This is a genomic window from Shewanella sp. GD03713 (genome assembly GCF_029843705.1).
Taxonomy (GTDB): domain Bacteria; phylum Pseudomonadota; class Gammaproteobacteria; order Enterobacterales; family Shewanellaceae; genus Shewanella.
The window spans coordinates 3,306,775-3,327,243 of record NZ_JAOCIW010000001.1 but is presented as its reverse complement, the minus strand read 5'-3'; the positions used below and the strand labels follow the sequence as shown (position 1 = coordinate 3,327,243).

At 47.9% G+C, this 20,469-nt stretch carries 19 protein-coding genes and 1 pseudogene; 11 read left to right on the top strand and 9 right to left on the bottom strand.

The features are described from left to right. The first annotated feature begins 24 nt into the window (after positions 1-24). Together N5E87_RS14685 and N5E87_RS14680 are read left to right on the top strand one after the other, a co-directional pair. Positions 25-534, top strand: coding sequence for a GNAT family N-acetyltransferase (locus N5E87_RS14685; RefSeq protein ID WP_086902327.1), 510 nt, complete (start codon positions 25-27; stop codon positions 532-534). A gap of 163 nt (positions 535-697) precedes the next feature. After that, positions 698-1,237 (top strand): YfaZ family protein, encoded by a 540-nt coding sequence (locus N5E87_RS14680; protein WP_086902328.1) that lies wholly within the window; start codon positions 698-700, stop codon positions 1,235-1,237. A 57-nt stretch (positions 1,238-1,294) separates the two neighbouring features. Here the strand turns inward: N5E87_RS14680 and N5E87_RS14675 are convergent, their stop codons facing one another. After that, positions 1,295-2,146 (bottom strand): DMT family transporter, encoded by an 852-nt coding sequence (locus N5E87_RS14675; RefSeq protein ID WP_086902329.1) that lies wholly within the window; start codon positions 2,144-2,146, stop codon positions 1,295-1,297. Positions 2,147-2,343: 197 nt separating this feature from the next. Here N5E87_RS14675 and N5E87_RS14670 point away from each other — a divergent pair, with 197 nt between their 5' ends. Then, entirely contained in the window at positions 2,344-4,011 is a 1,668-nt protein-coding gene (locus N5E87_RS14670) for a diguanylate cyclase (RefSeq protein WP_086902330.1), read from the top strand. Between the two features lie 113 nt (positions 4,012-4,124). Here N5E87_RS14670 and N5E87_RS14665 read toward each other — a convergent pair whose 3' ends face one another. The 5 genes from N5E87_RS14665 to N5E87_RS14645 form a co-directional block, all read right to left on the bottom strand. Further along, entirely contained in the window at positions 4,125-7,250 is a 3,126-nt protein-coding gene (locus tag N5E87_RS14665) for an NAD(P)-binding protein (protein ID WP_086902331.1), read from the bottom strand. Positions 7,251-7,489: 239 nt separating this feature from the next. Beyond that, a complete protein-coding gene (locus N5E87_RS14660) occupies positions 7,490-7,648 on the bottom strand; it encodes a hypothetical protein (protein ID WP_011626757.1) in 159 nt (52 codons plus the stop codon). 288 nt (positions 7,649-7,936) lie between these two features. Further along, the gene (locus tag N5E87_RS14655) at positions 7,937-9,310 is read right to left on the bottom strand and encodes an RsmB/NOP family class I SAM-dependent RNA methyltransferase (protein WP_086902332.1); all 1,374 of its coding nucleotides are present in this window, start codon (positions 9,308-9,310) and stop codon (positions 7,937-7,939) included. A gap of 178 nt (positions 9,311-9,488) precedes the next feature. Beyond that, on the bottom strand, positions 9,489-10,157 hold the full coding sequence (locus tag N5E87_RS14650) for a glutathione binding-like protein (protein WP_037416621.1): 669 nt from the start codon (positions 10,155-10,157) through the stop codon (positions 9,489-9,491). Positions 10,158-10,218: 61 nt separating this feature from the next. Next, on the bottom strand, positions 10,219-10,845 hold the full coding sequence (locus tag N5E87_RS14645; protein WP_086902333.1) for a glutathione S-transferase: 627 nt from the start codon (positions 10,843-10,845) through the stop codon (positions 10,219-10,221). Positions 10,846-11,000: 155 nt separating this feature from the next. On the opposite strand from N5E87_RS14645, the gene N5E87_RS14640 reads away from it, so the two are divergent. Next, positions 11,001-11,612, top strand: coding sequence for a TetR/AcrR family transcriptional regulator (locus N5E87_RS14640; protein ID WP_086902334.1), 612 nt, complete (start codon positions 11,001-11,003; stop codon positions 11,610-11,612). An 87-nt stretch (positions 11,613-11,699) separates the two neighbouring features. On the opposite strand, the gene N5E87_RS14635 is transcribed toward N5E87_RS14640, so the two are convergent. Further along, on the bottom strand, positions 11,700-12,407 hold the full coding sequence (locus tag N5E87_RS14635; protein ID WP_086902335.1) for a DUF2461 domain-containing protein: 708 nt from the start codon (positions 12,405-12,407) through the stop codon (positions 11,700-11,702). A gap of 230 nt (positions 12,408-12,637) precedes the next feature. Between N5E87_RS14635 and N5E87_RS14630 the strand changes: the two are divergent. From N5E87_RS14630 to N5E87_RS14600, 7 genes and pseudogenes are all read left to right on the top strand, one after another. Continuing rightward, positions 12,638-14,851: pseudogene (locus N5E87_RS14630) on the top strand (TonB-dependent receptor). Between the two features lie 134 nt (positions 14,852-14,985). After that, entirely contained in the window at positions 14,986-15,549 is a 564-nt protein-coding gene (locus N5E87_RS14625) for an alkylphosphonate utilization protein (RefSeq protein WP_011626751.1), read from the top strand. A 175-nt stretch (positions 15,550-15,724) separates the two neighbouring features. Next, positions 15,725-16,261: a MarR family transcriptional regulator gene (locus tag N5E87_RS14620; protein ID WP_086902336.1), complete on the top strand. Its 537-nt coding sequence runs from the start codon at positions 15,725-15,727 to the stop codon at positions 16,259-16,261. A gap of 70 nt (positions 16,262-16,331) precedes the next feature. Next, a complete protein-coding gene (locus N5E87_RS14615) occupies positions 16,332-17,345 on the top strand; it encodes a succinylglutamate desuccinylase/aspartoacylase family protein (RefSeq protein ID WP_086902337.1) in 1,014 nt (337 codons plus the stop codon). 48 nt (positions 17,346-17,393) lie between these two features. Further along, a complete protein-coding gene (locus N5E87_RS14610) occupies positions 17,394-18,020 on the top strand; it encodes a fumarylacetoacetate hydrolase family protein (RefSeq protein WP_086902338.1) in 627 nt (208 codons plus the stop codon). Between the two features lie 4 nt (positions 18,021-18,024). Next, the gene (locus tag N5E87_RS14605; protein WP_086902421.1) at positions 18,025-18,633 is read left to right on the top strand and encodes a Crp/Fnr family transcriptional regulator; all 609 of its coding nucleotides are present in this window, start codon (positions 18,025-18,027) and stop codon (positions 18,631-18,633) included. Between the two features lie 133 nt (positions 18,634-18,766). Beyond that, a complete protein-coding gene (locus N5E87_RS14600; RefSeq protein ID WP_086902339.1) occupies positions 18,767-19,273 on the top strand; it encodes a YgjV family protein in 507 nt (168 codons plus the stop codon). A gap of 8 nt (positions 19,274-19,281) precedes the next feature. Here N5E87_RS14600 and N5E87_RS14595 read toward each other — a convergent pair whose 3' ends face one another. Together N5E87_RS14595 and N5E87_RS14590 are read right to left on the bottom strand one after the other, a co-directional pair. Further along, positions 19,282-19,524: a hypothetical protein gene (locus N5E87_RS14595; RefSeq protein WP_086902340.1), complete on the bottom strand. Its 243-nt coding sequence runs from the start codon at positions 19,522-19,524 to the stop codon at positions 19,282-19,284. Between the two features lie 167 nt (positions 19,525-19,691). Continuing rightward, a complete protein-coding gene (locus N5E87_RS14590) occupies positions 19,692-20,462 on the bottom strand; it encodes a helix-turn-helix domain-containing protein (RefSeq protein ID WP_256657312.1) in 771 nt (256 codons plus the stop codon). Positions 20,463-20,469 lie beyond the last annotated feature (7 nt).

Below are 20,469 nucleotides of genomic sequence, written 5' to 3'. Positions count from 1 at the left end.
ATGTTGGTTGTTTAACTCAATTGTATGAATCAAAACGATATTCAATTTGTCCTTTGCCAAAGCGCAGCCGAATTAGCGGCTGCGGCGGCTTTAATTGATCAACGGGATGACAACGCGCATCCCCTCGACCATCAGGCCTTTGCTCTGTCCCGCGCTGTAATATTGGCGAAAACCCTTGAGGGTGAGATGGTTGGCTGCGCGGCGATTAAGGCGGGGGCTGGCCCTGTAGGGGAGTTAGGCTATCTGGTGGTCTCGCCTTTGTACCGCCGCCGTGGCATAGCCCAAGGGCTTACCCTTAAGCGGATTGAAGTGGCTAAAGCGCTGGGGATTGCCCTATTATTTGCCACCATTCGAGATGAAAACAACGCTAGCCGAGTGAATTTACTCAAGGCCGGATTTCACTTTTGGAGGAATTATTTAAGTATTAGAGGAACGGGGAATACCGTCGGTTGGTATTACTTAGCCCTCGAAGATAAGCTGGATATCGATGGCATAATGCAATCCCTCGTTGGAGATCGGGTTCCAGTAAGTTAAATGTTTCTAAATTGTTTGCTTTAAGTTTTGCTTGTGTTTTTTACCGGTTTTCGTTTGGTTTCAAATTCAAAAATCTTTGCGACTCTCTGCTAAATATGCAGATTTTCTTTTTTTATTCGGTATGATTCGCGCCATTACCCACAGTCATTATTGAGGTGTTTTTATGGCTAAGTTCAGAGTAGCAAGTGTCTTATTATTGAGTGCAGCCGCGCTGCAGGTGAATGCGTCAGAATTTAATCTTGGGTTAAACAACGATGTGGTTTCTACCGAGTTAGAGCTGCAAGTGAATAAAGATGTCAATGCAGTATTAGGATATATTTATTCAGACGATAGCGGTCATATTGCCCAAGGCGCAATGCACATGACCCATGATGCGGGTGTGCATCATTTTGAAGTTGGCGCTAAGTTAAGCCAGTTATGGGCAGATGATGCGCCAAATGGTAGCACTGTGTCAGTGGGTGGTCGTTATGCCTTGGCGTTAGGGCCAAACATCTCTTTGCATGCCGCGGCTTACTATGCGCCATCGGTATTGTCTTTCGGTAATGTCGATGGTCAATACGAATTGGATTCAAAGGTACAGTACCGTGTGAACCCTAATATGGCGTTCTATGTCGGTTACCGTAAGATTGCCTTCGAATATGATTACGCCCGTGATTTCACCTTCGAAGATGGCGTTTACATCGGCGGTAAGTTCCGCTTCTAATCTCGCCTTATTGAGTGGCCTATACAGAGGCCACTTCGCTGTCAAAGCCGGCCAAGGTTAACTTCGCCGGCTTTTCCATTTGGCTTTCAGTTCGCTGTAGCTTGGCAGGATGGAGGAGAAGATCACCAGTCCTATGCCAATACACACCACAATGCTTAAGTGCTCATCCAAAAACCACCAACCAAACAATGCGGCAAAAATAAGGCCTGTGTATTCCACGGGCGCCATTTGGCTGGCATCGGCGCGCCGATAGGCGTGGATGATGAAGTAGGTCATGCCGATATAAAACAGGCCTAAGGTCAAACCAACTTGGGCGACGGGTAGGCTAAAGTCGGCGCCTTCGTACCAGGTTGCCGGTATCAGAAAAACCATGGCAAAGGCATTAGACCAAAAGAGTGTTGAAAAGGGATGCTCATGGGTTGAATATGCCTTCAAAATGAGGCTGTTGGTTGCTGAGGTCATAGCTCCAAAAAAGGCTAGACCGATATAGAGGTTAAATTCTGTCGGCTGGCTTATCAGCAAAATCCCTGTAAAACCAATAATCCCCGCGACGGTGCGGCGATAACCAATACGCTCATTTAAAAAGAAGGCGGACATTAGCAACAGTAACAATGGGGAGGTATAAATGACCGCAGTCACAGTCGCCAGCGGTAAGTGCAGCACCGCTAGCATAAAGATGGCATTGCCTAAGCCGATTAACAGTGCTCGGCTCAAGTGCACCTTGTAAAAGGGGCTTAACTTAAGGTTCCCCTGTAGTCGCCAAACAAAAGGTAACACCAAGAGCGTGGCGAATAATTGGCGATACAGCACCAGTTGAAACACGGGGGCATTCGTTTCAAGCAATTTAACCAATAGGTTACCGCTGGCAATCAACAACTGGGCAGCTAGAATCATCAATAAGGGTGCCATAGGTATCCAAGTTAACGGCTGAAATGGTGGCTAAGCTTTTACGCACTAAGTGAACGACCAAAATATCATCATAAGGTACCCGATTGCCGACTAATTTAGTCTAATCAATTGTAAAAAATAAAATGTAGTCATAAAGTTAACACTCTAAAATGATTTTCTGCCTGGAACTAGACGCTGGTATATAAACCAAGATACCTATGAGCAAAACTAACTTACACAATTTCTGGTGCTTTTTGCTGCTTCTTTGGACATTTAGTCCGTTTGCCTTGAGCGCTGAAATTGCGTTGGATTCCCCCTATTTATTCCACGCCGATGATAAACAACAGCCACCGGCTGATTTTAATCAAGTGACTCAATGGATGAGCCAGCTCGAAGAGGCCAGTTCGGTGAGCCTTGCGGGGGGCGATTATTGGATGGTGTCTCCCGTGATGGTCAACAGTCGCCAAAACCATTGGGTGGTGGATGCCAGTAATTCCATTGTCGAATCGGTCGATTATTGGTTGCTCGGCAGCGATGGTTCAGTGCAGTTTGCCCAGAGTGGTTACTATGCGCCCTATGAGTTTTTATTCGATTATGGCCGTAAAGTTAAGCTCAATATGGGGACGGATTATTGGTTAGTGACTCGGCTGAGCAGCCGATATTTTTCCTCTGCACCTGAGCTAGCTATTGAGTCGGAAGAAGTACACCAACTGACCACGGATCGAATGGCCTTGGCCATAATGATTTGTTTAGGTGGATTGTTTTTTATTGCGCTGTACAATTTGCTGATTTATATCTCTATTTTTGATAAAGCCTTTCTATATTACGGCCTGTATGTGTTGACCTATTTTGGTGGTTGGGCCTTGACCTTCCATTTGCCTGCGCACCTATTCAACTTTCATCAGCTTGAGCTGCATCATCTGTTTTTTATCAGTTTGCCGATATTTAACATTCTGTTCTACAAACACTTCTTACAGCTTCCCAGCTATTCACCGCGATTATGGCGCCTTAGCAAGTACCTGTTAATCGCCTGCATTTTAGCCCTGCCAACCAGTGTGTTGTTATTGTCCTATACCGCGATTATTGCCTCAGTACTAATCATGCTGTGGATTGCACTGGCCATTACCTGCGGCAATGTCTGTTTAATGAAAGGTTTTGCTCCAGCGCGTTATTTTATTATGGCTTTTAGCTGCTTATTGCTGCCAGCGTTAATTATTCTTCCTGGCAATATGGGGATCACCCCCGATTTTATCGAACATGCCGAGTTTGCCACGCTGCTGGGCGGCACAGTGGATGCTCTGTTGTTATCTCTCGCCTTAGCGAACAAGCTTAAACTGCTATCCGAGGAACGTAAGGCGCATATCGAAGAGTTAGGAATCGCTTGGGAAAAGGCTAGGCTCGATGGCTTAACCCGAGTGGGTAATCGCTATGCCTTTGATGAGTTTATGAATTCACAATTGGCCTTTGGCAATAAAGTGGTTCAGCCAATGGCTTTGGTGTTACTCAATGTCGACAGCCTTAAAATGGTGAACGATACCTTAGGCCATCAAGAGGGCGACCGTTTACTGCAACACTTAGTACAGGTTTTGCAGGCGACTAATATTGCCCACCTTAAAATTTATCGGATCAGTGGCGATGAGTTTGTGCTGATCCTGCCCGCAAATGGTATGGCAACCTTAACGATCTGCTTGAGGGGCTTAACGACGCAATTTGCCGCTGAGGGCTTAAAGGATTGCCAGTTTAGTTTTGGTTTTGCTATCAATACCGATGTGGCCGAGCCCCACGAGTGGCTTCGCAGCGCCGATAGCAGTTTGTATCAGTCGCGGATGGAAAAGCGCCGTCAGGAATACGCCGATACCCGCGCGGGCGAGATAGTCTCGATTTAGAGTGTCTATTAAAAGAGCCTCCATTTAATCGAGCGCCTCTTTAAATTTGAACACATACAACACATACAAATAGTTGGATAAAAAAGGGGCTGCATAATGCAGCCCCTTGGCATTTAGGCGAAGTCCTTTTCGCCTTTGATAATGGCCGGATGTCCGCAGATGGCTTTGGCAGTATGCATACCCGCCATCGTTGCTGCCTCCACACAACCAGCGTTGAGCCCGGTTTTAATCCAATCTCCCGTCATATACAGATTGTCGATACCTGTACCATCCGTGGTGATCCGATATTGAGAGCTGCCTTTCACTGACAAGACATAACGCTCGGAAGGATCCACATTGGCGCGCCAATATTGACTATCGAATCGCGCCTCGCCTTGGCGCTGCTGTTCATCGTGCAACCATTCCCAGGGGAAGCTGTCGCCAACCTGCTGCCACAGCTTATGAATTTCCGTATTGAGTTGATTGATGGCGCCAGCCTTGGCTTCGGCGGTTTTGCGCTGTTGAAAACCAATATCCGTGCGCGGAGGATAAGCATCCACAGGCAACGCCGAGCAGAAATAGCTGGCATTTTTTGGCTCTATGCCCCGCCAGTCTTCTTTATCGAGCAATTGGTCCATCGATGCCCACGTATCGAAGGGCTCGGTAAAGCCTGATAAGACGGGCTGTTCGTCATCCTCTGAATAATTGGGCCAACCTATACCATTAAGATCTTGATTCATCAACAGTTGATAGGCTTGGGTTGCGACTGTCTGCACTTTATCGACACAGGTTTTGAGCGCCGGACTCTGCGCCATAACCTCGCTCGCCACATGGGGGACCGATCCTAATGACAGACCAAAAATCACTTTGTCGAAGTCCACGCCTTTTTGCAGACGTTTTTTCGGTAGTGCCTGACCAAATTGCGCCTCGTACAGATTGTCCCAATCGCTCCAGAAGTGCTCAAGATTAATATCATGGGCTTTTAGCAATGCGGCTTGATCAGGCTCTAGCTGGTCGTAATTGGGCGTGCTGGGCCAGCAGGCTAAGCCTTTGACATCCACGAGTGGATTGTAGTCTTTAACCGACGGTGCCAGTGCGACTTGCTCAGTGATTTCAATCGCTTGAATGCTGTTGTCGCGACATTCTAAATTATCAACCCGATTGAAGAAGTGGAAATTAACGCCGCGCCGTTTCAGCACTTCATAGTAGGGGGTAAAGACCACATCGCCCATACCCGCCTGCATTTTCCACATAACTCCGCCTTGATAACACAGGGCGATACGCAACATGGAGCGGATGATAGTCCCCGCTTCGACATTGGGTTTGTCGAAGTTGCCTTTTTCGTAGGCAAACACCAGATCATAAAAACCGCGTACCGGCGCGCTGTCGACCGTGTATTGTTGGCTGGCGCCGTGTTTAGTTAGCCATTCGCGGTAATCATAGTCGTTGATGGCATCGAAGCCCTTTTCAAACACATCATCGGCAAACATTCCTTTTAAGATGCTTAAGCCTAAGTCGACGGCAATATACAAATGGCGTAACTCATCGTTAGTGTCTAAATGGTCGCTAAAGCGCTTAACCAACCTTTGGTGCAGGGCATCGACGGCTGATTCGACCAAACCATCGTCACTCTCGCTGTGAACATGCTCATCGCATTCGCGGCCAATCATTTGATTAAAATGGCATTCGAGCTTGTCACCTAGGGCGTCTAGGGATTCCATCGCATCATCGACCGAATCCTCTAACTTATCCTTCAGCCGTTCAAACCAGCTGATATCGAGCCAGTTTTTCGGTGTCGCCATGGCTTTTTCATCGGCTTCCAGCAGGGAGTCCATGTCCTTTAGCCATTTTTTTATCCAAGCAAAGGCGGCCTTAACTACCTTCCAGAAGGTTAAGGTTTCGGTGCCATCTCCAGGGATCCCTGGGAGTGTGGGGAAGGTGATTGGCCAGCTAACGGAGCGGCCATTAATTTCTTCCTGAAGCACAATAAAATTATGGGGTTTAAAGGCATCGAAGAAGGTCGCCAGTGGCGCTTCGGGCGGGCGGTCTAATTCTTCATAGGCTTTACGCATCAAGGCGCAGGCATTCTGGTAAAAACCAAACCAGATATGCAGGCCATGCTCTTCAATCCGTTGTCCCATAGCGGCATTACGGCCACTTGCGCCCTTGCCGCCGATTCGCCAGCCTAATTGATAAACATCAATTTCATATTGGTTCTGCCAACCGGGTCTGTCGGTGAGATAACAGGCGGCGGTCATGGCGGCGACACCTCCGCCGAGAATGGCAATTTTTTGTTTTTTGATTTCAGAGTTATCGACCAGCACTTCGCCAGGTGGTACTTCAAAGTCAAAGTTCACATGGTAGGGCAGTAATACATGCTGCTCGCCAACCTCGACGCCTAGGGTCTCTTTGAGTGGGAAACTGGCATTATCAAAAATGGTGGCGACAAAGTCATTTTCCAGCAGGGCAACACTGTGCACTTTGTTGACCTGTGCGGGCGCCGCCGTAATCGCCTGATAAACCGCTTTTTGGCCTGACGCATCCGGAAACTGCTTTAAAAACACTTGGTCGATAGCGGGCTTAAACAGCAAGTGAAACAGTTGCTCCTCACCTAGCTTATCCAGCTCTGGAATAAAATCCGTTTGTTCTTTAAAGAGCTGCCAGGTTTGGGCTATGGCTTCTAGCGTGGTGAGCTGCGCCTCGGGCTTAGCATTGCAATTCACCTCAATCAGCGGGTGCATGGCAAGTTCAGTGTCAGGGCTAAAGTGTAAGAAGCTCTTTGTTGCCAAGGAGAGGCGAGTTAATGGCTCCCCGACCGCGGGCATAGTGTATTCACACAAATACTTGGGATAACCGAACAACTCGCGGCCATTGATCAGGGCCATCGCATCATTTACCCAAATGTGCAGCGGCTGAAAATACACATGGCTGATGGATGCGCTGTTGCTATTGTCTTGGCGACCGACCATGACCCAAGTGATGATGTCGGTTTCTTGGATCCAACCTTTGGCCCTGTCGGTCGGGTGCTCTGAATAGGCTTTCTCGATTTGGGTAAAGGTTGTCAGTACATAGGGCGACAGCACTTTAAAGTACATGACGCTTCCGGCAACTTGGTTGAGCGTTTTATCGATGGAGCGCTGCAGATTGGCGAGTTTTCCCTTGAGAAAAAAACCGTACATATCGGCTTTATTCAACACTAAGGGCGAGTGCATTAACATACTGCCAGGGGGATAGATAAAATCGGGGCGTTGTTTTTCCATGGGATCATCCTTTAAACCCGTCAAGATGTGTCAGGTGGTTTGGTCAACAAAGGGCGTAAATAAACCCTAAAGAGCATAGGGTAAATCGGCTCATTAGCCTATTGATTTTACAATTGAATCAAAACAGATAAGAGGGGAAACGCTTGGGCTAACTAGCAAGTTGGAGGTTATCCAACTTGCTCGGATTTGACTGGCTTATTAAAGCGCGAATTTGCTAAGGCAAACGGGTAGTTTATCGGTTACTTCGATTTATGCTGATAGAAATCCACCTCTGCATCATCTGAATAACGGCGCTTAGTGTCCCTGCGACGTTGTTTTACGCGTTTGTTTTTTTGCTTACCTTTGACGTTATCGCCCCATGGCGCATCATCGTCGTCAAATTCATAGGAGTGTGACATGGTCAAAATTCCAAAAATACCTGTGCCATTCTCAGCACTCGATCTTTTTACCCAAAGGCGAGATTAAGCTAAAGCGAAATATTTAATCACTGATGGTGAAAAGTTTTGTCCAAGAAGGGGGGATACGTCTCGATGGAATTGGGTTGGCGATTTTACGCCGCAATCTAGGGTTTATCTTGATGATTATTAAATGAATAAGATAAAAAGCGCCTTCATATTGTGCTGAGGCAAAAAGAATGGCACTCAAGATATGAGTGCCAAGTTCTGATAAAAAATAAGGAGTTAGTGCTAGTGATTGCGCTGCATGCGCGCCACAAACATTCCATCTGTATTGGCTTCGAAGGGCCACACGGTCAACATTTCTGTTTGTTCGCCAGTAAAGGGGTGGCGGATTGGCACTAAGTTGAACTCGGGATGTTGTTGTAAAAAGGCGGAAACTACTTGCTCATTTTCAACGGGTGACAATGAGCAAGTAGCATAGACTAAGCTTCCACCCAGTTTTACCGCCTTGCTGCTGCGGCTTAAAATATCCAGTTGGAGTGCTGTTTTATCTGTGACGGCATCTATGCTATCGAGCCAGCGCATATCGGGATTGCGGCGCCATGTGCCTGTGCAGCTACAGGGGGCGTCGACTAATACCCCATCAAAATGGTTGGCGTCGACCGGCAGGGCATCACTGCGCCAGCGTGCAATGCTGATACCATCAAACTTTGCTCGCTGGGCACGTTTGCTGAGTTCTTCTAAGGCGTGGGCACGAATATCCGATGAGACTATGCTGCCCACGAATGGATTGTGCTTAGCCGCGGCCGTTTGCATCAGTGATCGCAATTGCAGAGTTTTTCCGCCTGCGCCACTGCAGGTATCCCACCAGTGTTGCCAAGGCTCTGGTGCACAAATTTGACCTATCACTTGCGAGGCTAAATCCTGGATCTCGATTTTGCCTTCTTTATAGAGTGATATTTCATTGAGATTCATGCTCTTAGTGCCAAGGTTGATGGCATCTTCAAAATAGAGGCTGAGGCTTGCATCTATCTCAAGTGCTTGCAGTTGTTTGACTGCTGTTTGGCTGTTGATTCCCTGCGCACGTCCCCAAATCGGTGGGCGGCTAGACATGGCTTCGATGAGATTTGGACGCAGCTCTGGGGCAATCGGGCATACTTGCCAAAACCATTCGGGTAATAAATCTGTGAGTTCAAAGGACACTTGGGGAAATTGCTGCCTTACCAATGCCAATTTATCCGTTAAGCTGCTAACACTAAGGGATTGAAGTTGTTGATAATCAATCGGCGATTGGGCGAGCTCATGCCAGGCACTGGCGATATCCTGCCATGGATGGGCTTCGATTAAGGCACTCGCGCTGAGCATGGCAAAAAATTGTGGCGCCTGTTGATGGTCACCTGTGGCTTTAAACCAGCCCCACCAACGGAACAGGCTAAATAAGGATTCGCGGATCACTTTGCGATCCTTAGAACCGTGCTTTTTATGTTCCCTAAAGTAGTTCGCGAGAACTCGGTCGGCGGGTTGCTTGGTGTTTAAAATCTCATCGAACAATAACTTAATGGTATTGGCATAACTTAATCCGCGTTTTTGCGCGAGGGTTTGCGGTTCGATATTCACAGTAGATGCCATGGTTGCTGATGATAAGCCGTTTGGATTGCCCATAAAGTTAGCCTGAAAAGGGGCTCGGCCGAGTGATGTTCATCCGATGGGATGAATATGGCCAAGCAAATCAATAAGTGGCGCAGAGTGTAGCAGTTTTACGTATCGCTAGCAGTAAAAAAGCCCCAATGCTGAGTTGGGGCTTGATGGGGAAAACGAATGCGCGAGAGGATAGGATGACCTACTTAGTCACCATCTTCTGGATTTGTTTAGCACGCTCTTCGTCACTCAAGACCGAAGGCGGAGGTGTGACTATGCCTTTTTGGCAAGCGGGTCTTAGGGCTAACTCATCTAACCAACGTTGTAAGTGAGTGAGTCCTTCCATATTGATGCCGCTCCATTCATGGATGCGCACCCAAGGCCAAGTCGCGATATCGGCAATGGTGTACTCATCACCAGCCAGATACTGATGCTTGGCTAACTGGGTGTTCATTACCTCAAACAAACGTCGACCTTCTTTTTGGTAACGTTCAATAGCCGCAGGGATTTTTTCGGGGAAGTAACGGTAAAACACGTTAGCTTGACCCATCATTGGGCCAACACCGCTCATTTGGAACATCAGCCATTGAATAACCTGCGAGCGTTTTTTAGGATCGGCAGGCAAAAACTTACCCGTTTTTTCAGCCAGATACAGAAGAATCGCACCGGACTCGAACACCACAAAGTCCTCGTTATCTCGGTCGATAATGGCTGGAATACGGCCATTAGGGTTTATGGCCAGAAACTCAGGCTGCTTCTGTTCGTTAGTGTTGAAATCTAATTTATGCACTCGATAGTCGAGACCCATTTCTTCGAGCGCGATGGAAATTTTAAAACCGTTCGGGGTCGCGGCGGTATATAAATCAATCATAGTTATCCCTTAAGTCTTAACTGGTTAATGCTTAATTTGGCTGCCCAACAGGGCATCGATGTCAGTTTTTCGGGGTAAGCGACACTATCGCAGGGCGCTGGGCCACTGTCGCAAACCAAGCTTGAATATGGGGCAGAGTGCCATCCACCAGAATATCTAAGTTTTTAATAAAGCTAATAAAAACGTATGCAGAAATGTCGGCAATCGTAAAGTTATCGCCCGCAACATAACTTGATTTGGCTAATTGTTGGTCTAAGGTCGGTAGGAAGTCAATGACCCGTTGGCGTGATTCTGCGCCCCAGGCTTCGACACAATTTTCCCTGTCTTTGTAGATACCCGTTAGATTTCTAAAGGCTTGAAAACCTGCGGTAAAACCTTGTAACTCAATGATACGTTGCCACATTTCCACTTTAGCGCGCTCCAGTGGCGTGTTGCCAAATAAGGAAGTGTCACTCGGATAGATCTCGTCGAGATAACGGCAAATAGCGACAGATTCACAGATATGGTTGCCATCATCGAGTTCGAGCAGGGGAATGCGGCCGTTGACACTTTTGGCTTTGAATTCAGGGTTAAGGTTTTCACCGCCGCGAATGTCCACACTCACACGTGGAATGTCGATGCCTTTTTCTGCGAGGAAAATACTCACGCGTCTTGCGCTTGGCGTTGGGGCTAATTCATAAAGCTTCATGCTCTTTCCTTCTATTAATCTGTAAGTTTGGCCAAAAAGGGCTTTAACGGAACGATCGGTTAGGATAGAATTTACGCCATATCTAAACGGTCAGTCAAGAATGTTTTTGCCCTATGATATTCCGTTTAATGTAGGCATCTATGTAGGTTTGGACCATGGCACGCAGTTGTAATTTTGATAGACAAGAAAAGCTCATTCAGGCGATGGAGCTGTTTTGGCGAAAGGGATTTGCCGAGACCTCGATTGCGGATCTGGTCGAACACTTAGGGATTAATCGCTTCAGCTTGTATAACAGTTTTGGTGATAAGCAGAGTTTGTATCGCGAATCCCTGCGCTTTTATCTCGACCACTATTCCTTCGGCGCGAAGGAGCAAATCCTGCACGCACAGGCAGGGCTGAGTGAAATCTTGACCTATTTAGCACGATTTGTGGCCTTGCAGCGCGAGCAAGAGTACGGCTGCTTTATGCAGAATGCGGTGATGGAGAAATGCCTCGACGATGACTGCGTGCAGCAGGAATGCCAGCGCTTATTTGCCCAGTTACAGAGTAATTTCGCCGATGTATTAGGCTGCAGCCAGCGACAGGGAGAGTTGTCTCAATCGGTTCAGCCTGAGTCGCTCGCGGCATTTTTAGTGCTTCAATTACAAGGGATTAGAGTGTTAGGCAAGGCGAAGGAATACGCCCTGTTGGATAACGCATTTGAGGTCTTAAGCGAATACCTTAAGAGTTTGGCATTAACGCCACTTAAACCCGCCGATGTGAAATAGGGCGTTGGCTAAACCGATAAGCATGAGGCCAAGGCAATGCTTGGCATCATCAACTGTAAAAACTTACGCAACCACTTATACAGAAACCTAAAAGTCCAATTCGAGGGCAAAGCACAAGTAGGCCATCAATTGGCTACAGTGGGCGAATTGTTCGGCGCAATAGCGGGCGGCATCGGCTTGGCAGAGTCGCTCAAAGGGAATTGGCTTTAGTGCGATAAAGTCCTTACGTTTGAGCTCGTCCAGCATTGGGTGATGTTTATCGAATCCCTTTGGCGGGCGCGTCAAACTATCACCATCCATCACAAAGCCTTGACTGCTTAAGGTGTGCAGCGCCTTTTTATAGCCGTTGGGGTTTTCATCGATACAAGTCCGAATCGCATTCAGCACCTTGGATTCGGGATGCCAAATACCGGCGGCAATAAAACATCCATCCTCGGCAATGTGCAAATACAGCCCTGGTGCATGCACATCTTTACCCTGAAAATGCCGAAACTGGATCCCCACATTGGTCTTGTAGGGCGTCTTGTCGTTGCTAAAACGGCTATCTCGCTGCGGACGCATTAAGCTGCCACCGACTTTTTTGGCTACCGCCGTTAATCTTGGGGAAATAGCAACAATATCAGGCTGAATTTGCTCGATAAAACGCAGTGCAGGGGTTCTGACCTTATTTTCATATTCTTCCTGATGGGCTTTAAACCAGTCGCGGGAGTTATTGAGCGCCAGCTGTTTGAGAAAATCTAAGCTGGCGGCCGTAAATGCCAACTCGGTTTGGGGTTGTGCAGTTAGCTTAGTCATGTGCATAAAACCTTTGAGGTGCTTGAGACTGGAATTCCGATTGTTAATCAAAACAGGCTAGTGCGAGTTGAACAAATGCGCGTGGATATTGCAAATTCTTCGAGCATTTCTCTGCCGTGACTATCAGGTTGCGATTTACATGTAAAGCTAGGTGAGAATCATTCTCATCTTTAACTTTGATGCCTATAATGCCGCCCTATTTTTTACACTAGGTAACAGGGGATGGGGAGATGGGATATCAACCTAAGAGCAGGATAGCGAAAATAATGATGGGTTGTGCGGGTTTGACGGTATTGCCTGCGTTGCCACTCAATGCCAAGGAGGTATTGGGAGCGCCTAAGGTCGAGCCAATCGAGATATTACAAGTACATGGCCAGCAATATCGCCGAGCGACCACTATGACTAAGCCGGGTGAGGCGATCATCTCGATGGAGCAAATTGAAGAGATGCAAGCGACCACATTTGCCGAAGTCATCGATGATATGGCCGGTGCCCATGTTGATGGCGGGACTCGCAGTGGCGGTGAGCGCATTAACCTATGGGGATTTGGCGAAACCGAAGATTTTAATATTTATGTCGATAACGCCCCCGTGGGATTTGAACAGTATCGCTATGGTTCGTTCTTCTTAGATCCCGATTTAATCAAGCGAGTCGAAGTGATTAAAGGGGCCCACGATGTCCGCTCAGGTAACGGCGGTTTTGGTGGCTCCATGTATGTAGTCACAAAATCTGCAGATGATTTTTTAAATTACAATCAAAGTGTTGGAGCAAGAGTTAAAACCAGTTACGCCAGCAATAACGACGCCAAAAGTTACACAGGAACCCTTTATGGCCGAGCGAATCGACAACTTTCAGGCTTGTTGCATATCACTCGTCGTGATGCGGGGGATGTGACGCTCGCTAATGGTGATGAATTTGAATATTCAGGTTATGAGCAAAATAATTACCTCGGCAAACTGGATTATGAGCAGGGCGATCATCAATTTATGTTGAGCCTGACCCATTATCTCGACGAAGGGCGAAAGCCTTGGGCCAATCGCCGTGGTCCTATGCCCGCGATTTCTGACTACAACATCCGTAAATATGGTTCCTATGAGCAGGCGCTCTATGCCACCACGGCTTACAACACCTATGAAGACAATACTTGGTCGGCGAATTATCGCTATTCACCGAGTAATCCTTTAATTGATACCCAGATTGTGATTTCCCATTCGGCGAATGCGCGCCATTGGATCAGGCCGCCAATTGCGTGGGAGAAGATGACTGTCTCCGTCGGCAACTTCGGCCATGAATCTTGGCTGGATTACAAGCGTGACTACATTGACATCAACAACTTAAGTATTGTTGGGGATCATGAGATCACCACAGGGTTGCAGTTCCGTAGCCTCGATAGGGATTCAATGGTCTTTAATAAAAGTTATGAGAAAAATCCTGAGAAAAACTACGGTTGGTACACCCCTTACTATCAGCCAGAAGGGCGTCAGGATACCTATGCAGTGTATTTACGCGATGCGATTAGTGTGACGGATGAGCTGACCATCACCCCTTCACTACGGTATGACTTTATCTATAGCATTGGTCGCCCCAACATTGCCCCCGATTACAACGATATCGAGGCTGGGCATGACTACAGTTCGACTCACCATTCGGGCTTTTCACCGCGATTGGGTATCGACTACCAGCTAACAACTAATACCCGAGTGAATTTCGATTACGCCTACAGTTTACAGGCGCCAGTGGTCGATGAAATCTATGCGGTGCAATACGCCAAGGCGAGCATTACTGGCACGAGTCGAGATATTGATGTTGAGCGTCTGCATGCCTTTAAACTGGGCTTGATGACGCAGCAAACCCATCTTTTGGCCGCCCAAGATACGCTTTCAACCCTAGTGACCCTCTTTGCTAACTTGGGGCGGGATGATATTGCCCAGCGCCGCGGGGCAAAGTCCGACCCAAATCAAGCGATTCAAAGTGGTTACACCAATCTTGACGGCTATGAGATCTACGGCGCCGATCTCGAGTCCCAATACCGTTATCAGGATTTCTTCAGTGACTTAGCCGTTTCTTGGTTACAGGGCGAGCATCGGGGATCGCTCAGAGACAGCCAAGGTGAGGATGAATACCTTGCGAATATTGCGCCGCTGGATATTCGCCTGCGTGTGGGCATGTACATTACCGATGACATTTCAGTCGCTTGGCAAGGTACTTGGTACGATGCGCAGGATAATGTGCCTCAGGGGGATATCTTTAACGCTGAGTCCCCAAGTGAGAATTACTTCTTACAAAATATATAATTAGCCTACGAGCCTCAAGAAACACTGAAAGGGCTAAGTGTGCGCTTAATGGCAAAAAATCTGACGAACCAGCAAGTGACACCGTTTCTGTCGGATGGCATCCCCGCGCCGGGGCGAGATGTTAGACTCAGTTTAGCTTATGAATTTTAAGGATTAAATGGCTATTTGAAAGATGGGAAAACAGATAACTCATATAAAAAATAGGGTTATCTTGCCTTCCCCCCTGCCGTGAAAAGCCAATTTATGGCATAATCCGCGTTTTATTACGCATGTAGACAGAAAAAATGACTGAAAATGAATTGCTAACTCGCTGTGGCGGCAAATGTGAACTCTGCGCAAGTGACGTCGAACTCTCTATTTATGACTTACCGGCTTCCGATGGTCATGAAAACGAGATCATGATTTGTGAAAATTGCAGCAGCCAAATCGCAGCGCCGGATACCATGGACATGAACCACTGGCGTTGTCTGAACGACAGCATGTGGAGCCAAGTCCCGGCGGTTCAAGTGATGTCATATCGCATGCTGAAACGCCTAAGCAGCGAAAGCTGGGCGCAGGATTTACTGGATATGCTGTATCTGGAAGAAGATTTACGCGCTTGGGGCGATGCCGAAGCGGCTGCCGCGAGCGATGATACACCACCGACCTTAGACAGCAACGGTGCGGTACTGAACGCTGGCGATACCGTGGTTATCATTAAAGATCTCAACGTTAAAGGCACCAGCTTTGTGGCAAAACGCGGCACCGCGGTTCGCAATATCTCGTTGACCAACAATCCAGAGCATATCGAAGGCCGTGTGAATGGCACGCGCATCGTGATCCTAACCTGCTTTGTGAAAAAGTCGTAAGTCACTATCACTAAAGCTTGTTTGAACACTGAACCGCCCAATTTGTATTAATTGGGCGGTTTTTTTATGCAGAATGCAATCTTATCTCTCCACGAAAAGCCTGCGCATATACAAATCGTTTAATTAGGCGATAAAATGTGAGGCATGTGAAGAATCTTTATATAGAGATAAAGCTATGGTAAACGACTCGCAATCACCCGATGCAAAACAACAGTCGACTTGCGCTAAAGATGGATTAGATAACATCCTTGGGCAGTGGCAGGCTCAAGGGGTGACAGAGGATCTAGTGCCGATGGCGGTGTTAGGGCGCATAGCTCGCCTGACCAAATATATGGAAAACGCTATCGCCCTTTGTCACGGCGAATTTGGCTTAGGTCAGGGGGAGTTTGATGTGCTCGCGACCCTCAGACGTTCGGGCGAGCCTTATATGCTATCGCCTTCGCAGCTGTATCAGAGCATGATGTTAAGCTCTGGCGCCATGACCAGTCGCTTAGACCGGCTTGAAAATAAAGGGCTGATTGCCCGTGAGCACAGTAAGGAAGACCGCCGCGCCGTGCATGTGTCGCTCACCACCGAAGGCAAGGCGTTGATTGATGCGGCGCTGCCCAAACATATTCAATGCCAGAGCGCGTTATTGGCAGGGGTGCCGAGCGCCGAGCGCGAAATATTGCAGCAGATTTTAAAGACGTGGCTTGCTCACTTTGAACGTTAATCGACCCCGTTTTTGGGGGCGAGAGACAAACTGTCGTATAGCGTTTTAGGGATAGCATCAGGGAGTGACTATGGTAAAAAAACGCGAAGCGTTTGAAATTGAAGGCAAGCGAGTGATTGCGGGCACGCAAATGGGGATCAAACTTCCCGCCGCTAAGCTCTATACCGATACCCAACTCGATATTCACGTGGAAGTGTTCCATGGCCTTAAACCTGGCCCGACACTGTTAGTCTGCGCCGCCATCCATGGCGATGAGCTCAATGGCATAGAGATCTGCCGGCGCTTGCTTGGGCGCGTCAATCCTAAAAATCTAGCAGGCACTTTGATAGTGGTGCCTATAGTCAATGTGTTTGGTTTTATTCAACAATCCCGTTATCTCCCCGATAGACGCGATCTTAATCGTTGTTTCCCCGGCTCGAGCAAAGGTGCGCTGGCGAGTCGTTTAGCCAACCTTTTTGCTACCCAATTATTAGTGCACGCAACCCATGTGATTGATTTACATACGGGTGCTATTCATAGAGATAACTTACCGCAGATCCGCTGCGATACCAGTGATGCAACCATGTTAGCCATGGCCAATGCCTTCGGCGCGCCACTTATCATGCACTCCAAGGCGCGTAGCGTGTCGATGCGTGGCTATGCGAATCAGCAGGGTATTCCCTGTATTTTGTATGAGGCGGGCGAGGCGCTGCGCTTTAGTGAACTGGCGATTAAGTCGGGTCTTAAGGGCGTACTCAATGTGATGCGCAGCCTTGGTATGCTCAAGGGGCGAGTCAGTAACAAGGTCGCCAGCGTGAGTGCGATTCGCAGTTATTGGGTTCGCAGTGAGTCCGATGGTTTAGTGAATATGAAGCTTAAACTCGGGCAGCGGGTCAATAAGGGGTATATCATCGCCCATATTGTGAGTCCGCATGGGGGCGATAGCGTAGCCATTCGCGCGCCCACCGATGGCATTATCATTGGGATCAGCAATATACCTGTGACCAACGAAGGTGAGGGCATGTTCCACATTGCGCAGTTCGAGGGGGATGAAATTGAAATCGCCAACGAACAACTCGATGAATTTTTAATGGAATACGCCTGATATTAACTGTGCCATAGCTTTACAGCCAATAGCCCAATGAGGAGTCAAATGAAGACTGTTAACGTCGGTGATAAACAGATTTGCCCGAGTAAAATTCTTTGTATTGGGCGTAATTATGTCGACCATATCCACGAGCTGGGTAATGACATTCCCGAAGACATGGTGGTGTTTTTCAAGCCCAACTCGGCGATTAGCACAGTGCTGCATGCTGAGCATTTAGGCGAGGCGCTGCACTATGAAACTGAGCTGTGTTTTATCTATCAGCAGGGGCGTTTTAGCCACGTTGGGGTCGGGCTGGATCTCACTAAGCGAGAGTTGCAAAGCAAACTGAAAGCCAAGGGATTACCCTGGGAAAAGGCCAAAGCCTTCGATGGCGCGGCGCTCTTTAGTCCCTTTGTTGCTATCGATGATGCCAGTGCGGCATTTGAATTTAGCTTAACGATTGACGGGGCGTTAACCCAAGCGGGCCATATTGAGTTAATGATCTATAACTCGCAGACGATTCTCGAAGAATTACAAAGTTTTACTACCTTGGAAGACGGCGACATTGTAATGACAGGCACCCCAAAAGGGGTCGGCATAATTGCACCCAATCGGGTATTTAAGGTGGCCTTAGGCCTTAAGGATGCGTCACACCAAACGCCATTGGTCGAATGTGAATGGCAAAGCCAGTAATGCAATGACGGCGCCCTCTGCATCGGCCCATCAGGCGACTACTGAGCAGGCAATCAACCCCCTTTGGCAATATTTGCTCGCCTTAGGGGCAGAGCCAGAGCATTTAGCGCCGCTACTCACACAAGCAAGGGCGCTTTCATATCAGCCAGGCGAGTGCATATTACCCCAAGGCGAGCACCAAACCTTTGCCTATTTTGTGGTGGATGGCATAGTGCGCGCTTGTCACTATACCCAAGAGGGCAGTGAGCGCTGCAAGGAGTTTTACTTCGAAGGTGAGCTTTGTTTCTTATATCGCAGTTGGTTAAAGCAGGATATTGCGCCCTATCAGTTAGAAACTGTCAGTGCTTGTCGGTTAATACAAATGCCACTTGCCGTGCTAAACGAGCCATCGATGCAGCGAGTGCAACTTGCGCTACTCAAACAGCAATTATTGTATAAAGAACAAAAAGAAGCCTTTTTGCTGCTCAACACACCAGAGCAACGTTACTTACATTTACTCGAGCATTTTCCCCTCTGGGTTGAACGGTTAACTCATGCCCAACTGGCTAATTATATTGGTATTACTGCGATTAGCCTGTCTCGGATCCGTAGACGTTTGCAAGATTCAGTATAAACAGCCATCCAATTAACTTAAGTTAATGCGCTTTTAGGTCATCCCCTGCATGCTCCTCGGCTACCAGCCTGAGTCATAGCGGAATGTATCGGTTTATTTCATAGGCCGATATCGAACCCTAAAGGAGCCTATCTTGAGTGCTTTTACCCTGTCGCAACTTTTGGTGGCAATCGCCATCGTTTTCGACTTGATGTCGTTTCAATTTAAGGCGCGTGAGCGCATCGTCGCCTGCTTATTCGTGTCGGGCATCTTAATCTCCATCCATTTTTGTTTATTGGCACAATGGACGGCCGCTGGGCTAATGGGAATTGCCAGTGTGCGTTACCTCACCAGCATTTTTACGACGTCTAAAAAGGCCATGTGGGGTTTTAGTGGGGCGGCGGTGCTGATGAGCGGCTTGACCTACAGCGGGCTTGTGAGCGTGATAAGTTGTATTGGAACGCTGTTTCAAACCCGCGCCGCCTTTTGTCAGGCGGATAAAAATCTGCGCTTATTGATGATAGTCGGCACCAGTTTTTGGTTGTGCCACAATATCTTAGTTGGCTCGCCCGTGGCGGTATTGATGGAGCTGCTGTTTATTGGCAGTAATCTCGTGGGATATTACCGCCATTATTTTCGAGGACAATTACGCTCATCCTGAAGGAAGGCTTAGATACCAGCCACGGCTTCCATATCTAGCTCGATATCGGTACAGCCCTTAGGGCAGAAAACTCCAGCGGCTTGGTCGGCTTTAGCCGTCTCCGGCAAGATGACTTTGAGGGTTTGATTGCAGCTTGGACATTGCACAGGCTTGCCTTTAAAGACCCGTTTAATCAGGTTTTTCTGTTCATTAAACGAGTTTGCGGTGCTTTGGTTTAACACGGCAAAAGGGCTAGTCGATGCATTGGTCATAGGCAATTAGATCCTTAAGGATTCAACAGGGATTAACGATTTACTCTGGGGCTACGCAAAGACTTGCTCATCCACCAGTGTGGGGGATTATAGCCTGAGTTGGTGCTGGATGGAAAAGCGCAAATCGGCTTACTCATCTGAGCGATGAGCAAGCCGAGGGCGTCGATTTATGACTTAGGCTTAAACTTGTCTTTCTCCAAGTTCAGTTTTTTCATTCTTAGGTACAGCTTTTTACGTGGGATCCCTAAGTAATTGGCGGCGTCTGTTACCCTGCCTGAACACAAATACAGAATGTTCTCAATCACTTGCTTCTCATAGGCATCGACGAGTTCATCGAGCGGTGCCTCGGGGGCTTGCACTAATTTAAGGGTTTCTTCGCCGGGGAGTTTGATTATGCCAACCGCATAGAGCTCGGCGAGGTTTCGCAGTTCGCGGATGTTTCCTGGCCAATGGTGGCGCTTGAGGATCTCTATGTAATTTAAGTCAATTTTAGGGATAGGGATGTCAAAGCGCTTACAGCTTTGGCTCAGGAAGTTACGGAATAGGGGAATAATATCGCTCTTACGTTCAGCCAAGGTGGGCAATTGGATCCGAGCCTGTGAGAAGTAGTAATAGAGTTCGGGCAATAAAGCGCCGGTTTTGACCTCATTGTCGGGATTAGTATCGAAGATACAAATGGTTCTATGGCTTTTGGTGTTGAGTCTTTCTTGATCCAGCAGGCGAGTACATAGCCAGCGTTGATGGTCATGGCTCAGTTGAGTCAATGAACGCAGCACTAAGGTGCCATTTTGGACTTTGGCAATGCTGGCCTCTAACTCGGTTAAGCTGGGGTACTCTTTACAATCATGGATGATTAAGCTGTTGTTTTTATGTTGACTTAAGCTATGAAGCACGGAAGCGACTAAATGGCGGCCCGTGCCGATTTGCCCCTCAATCATCACATCT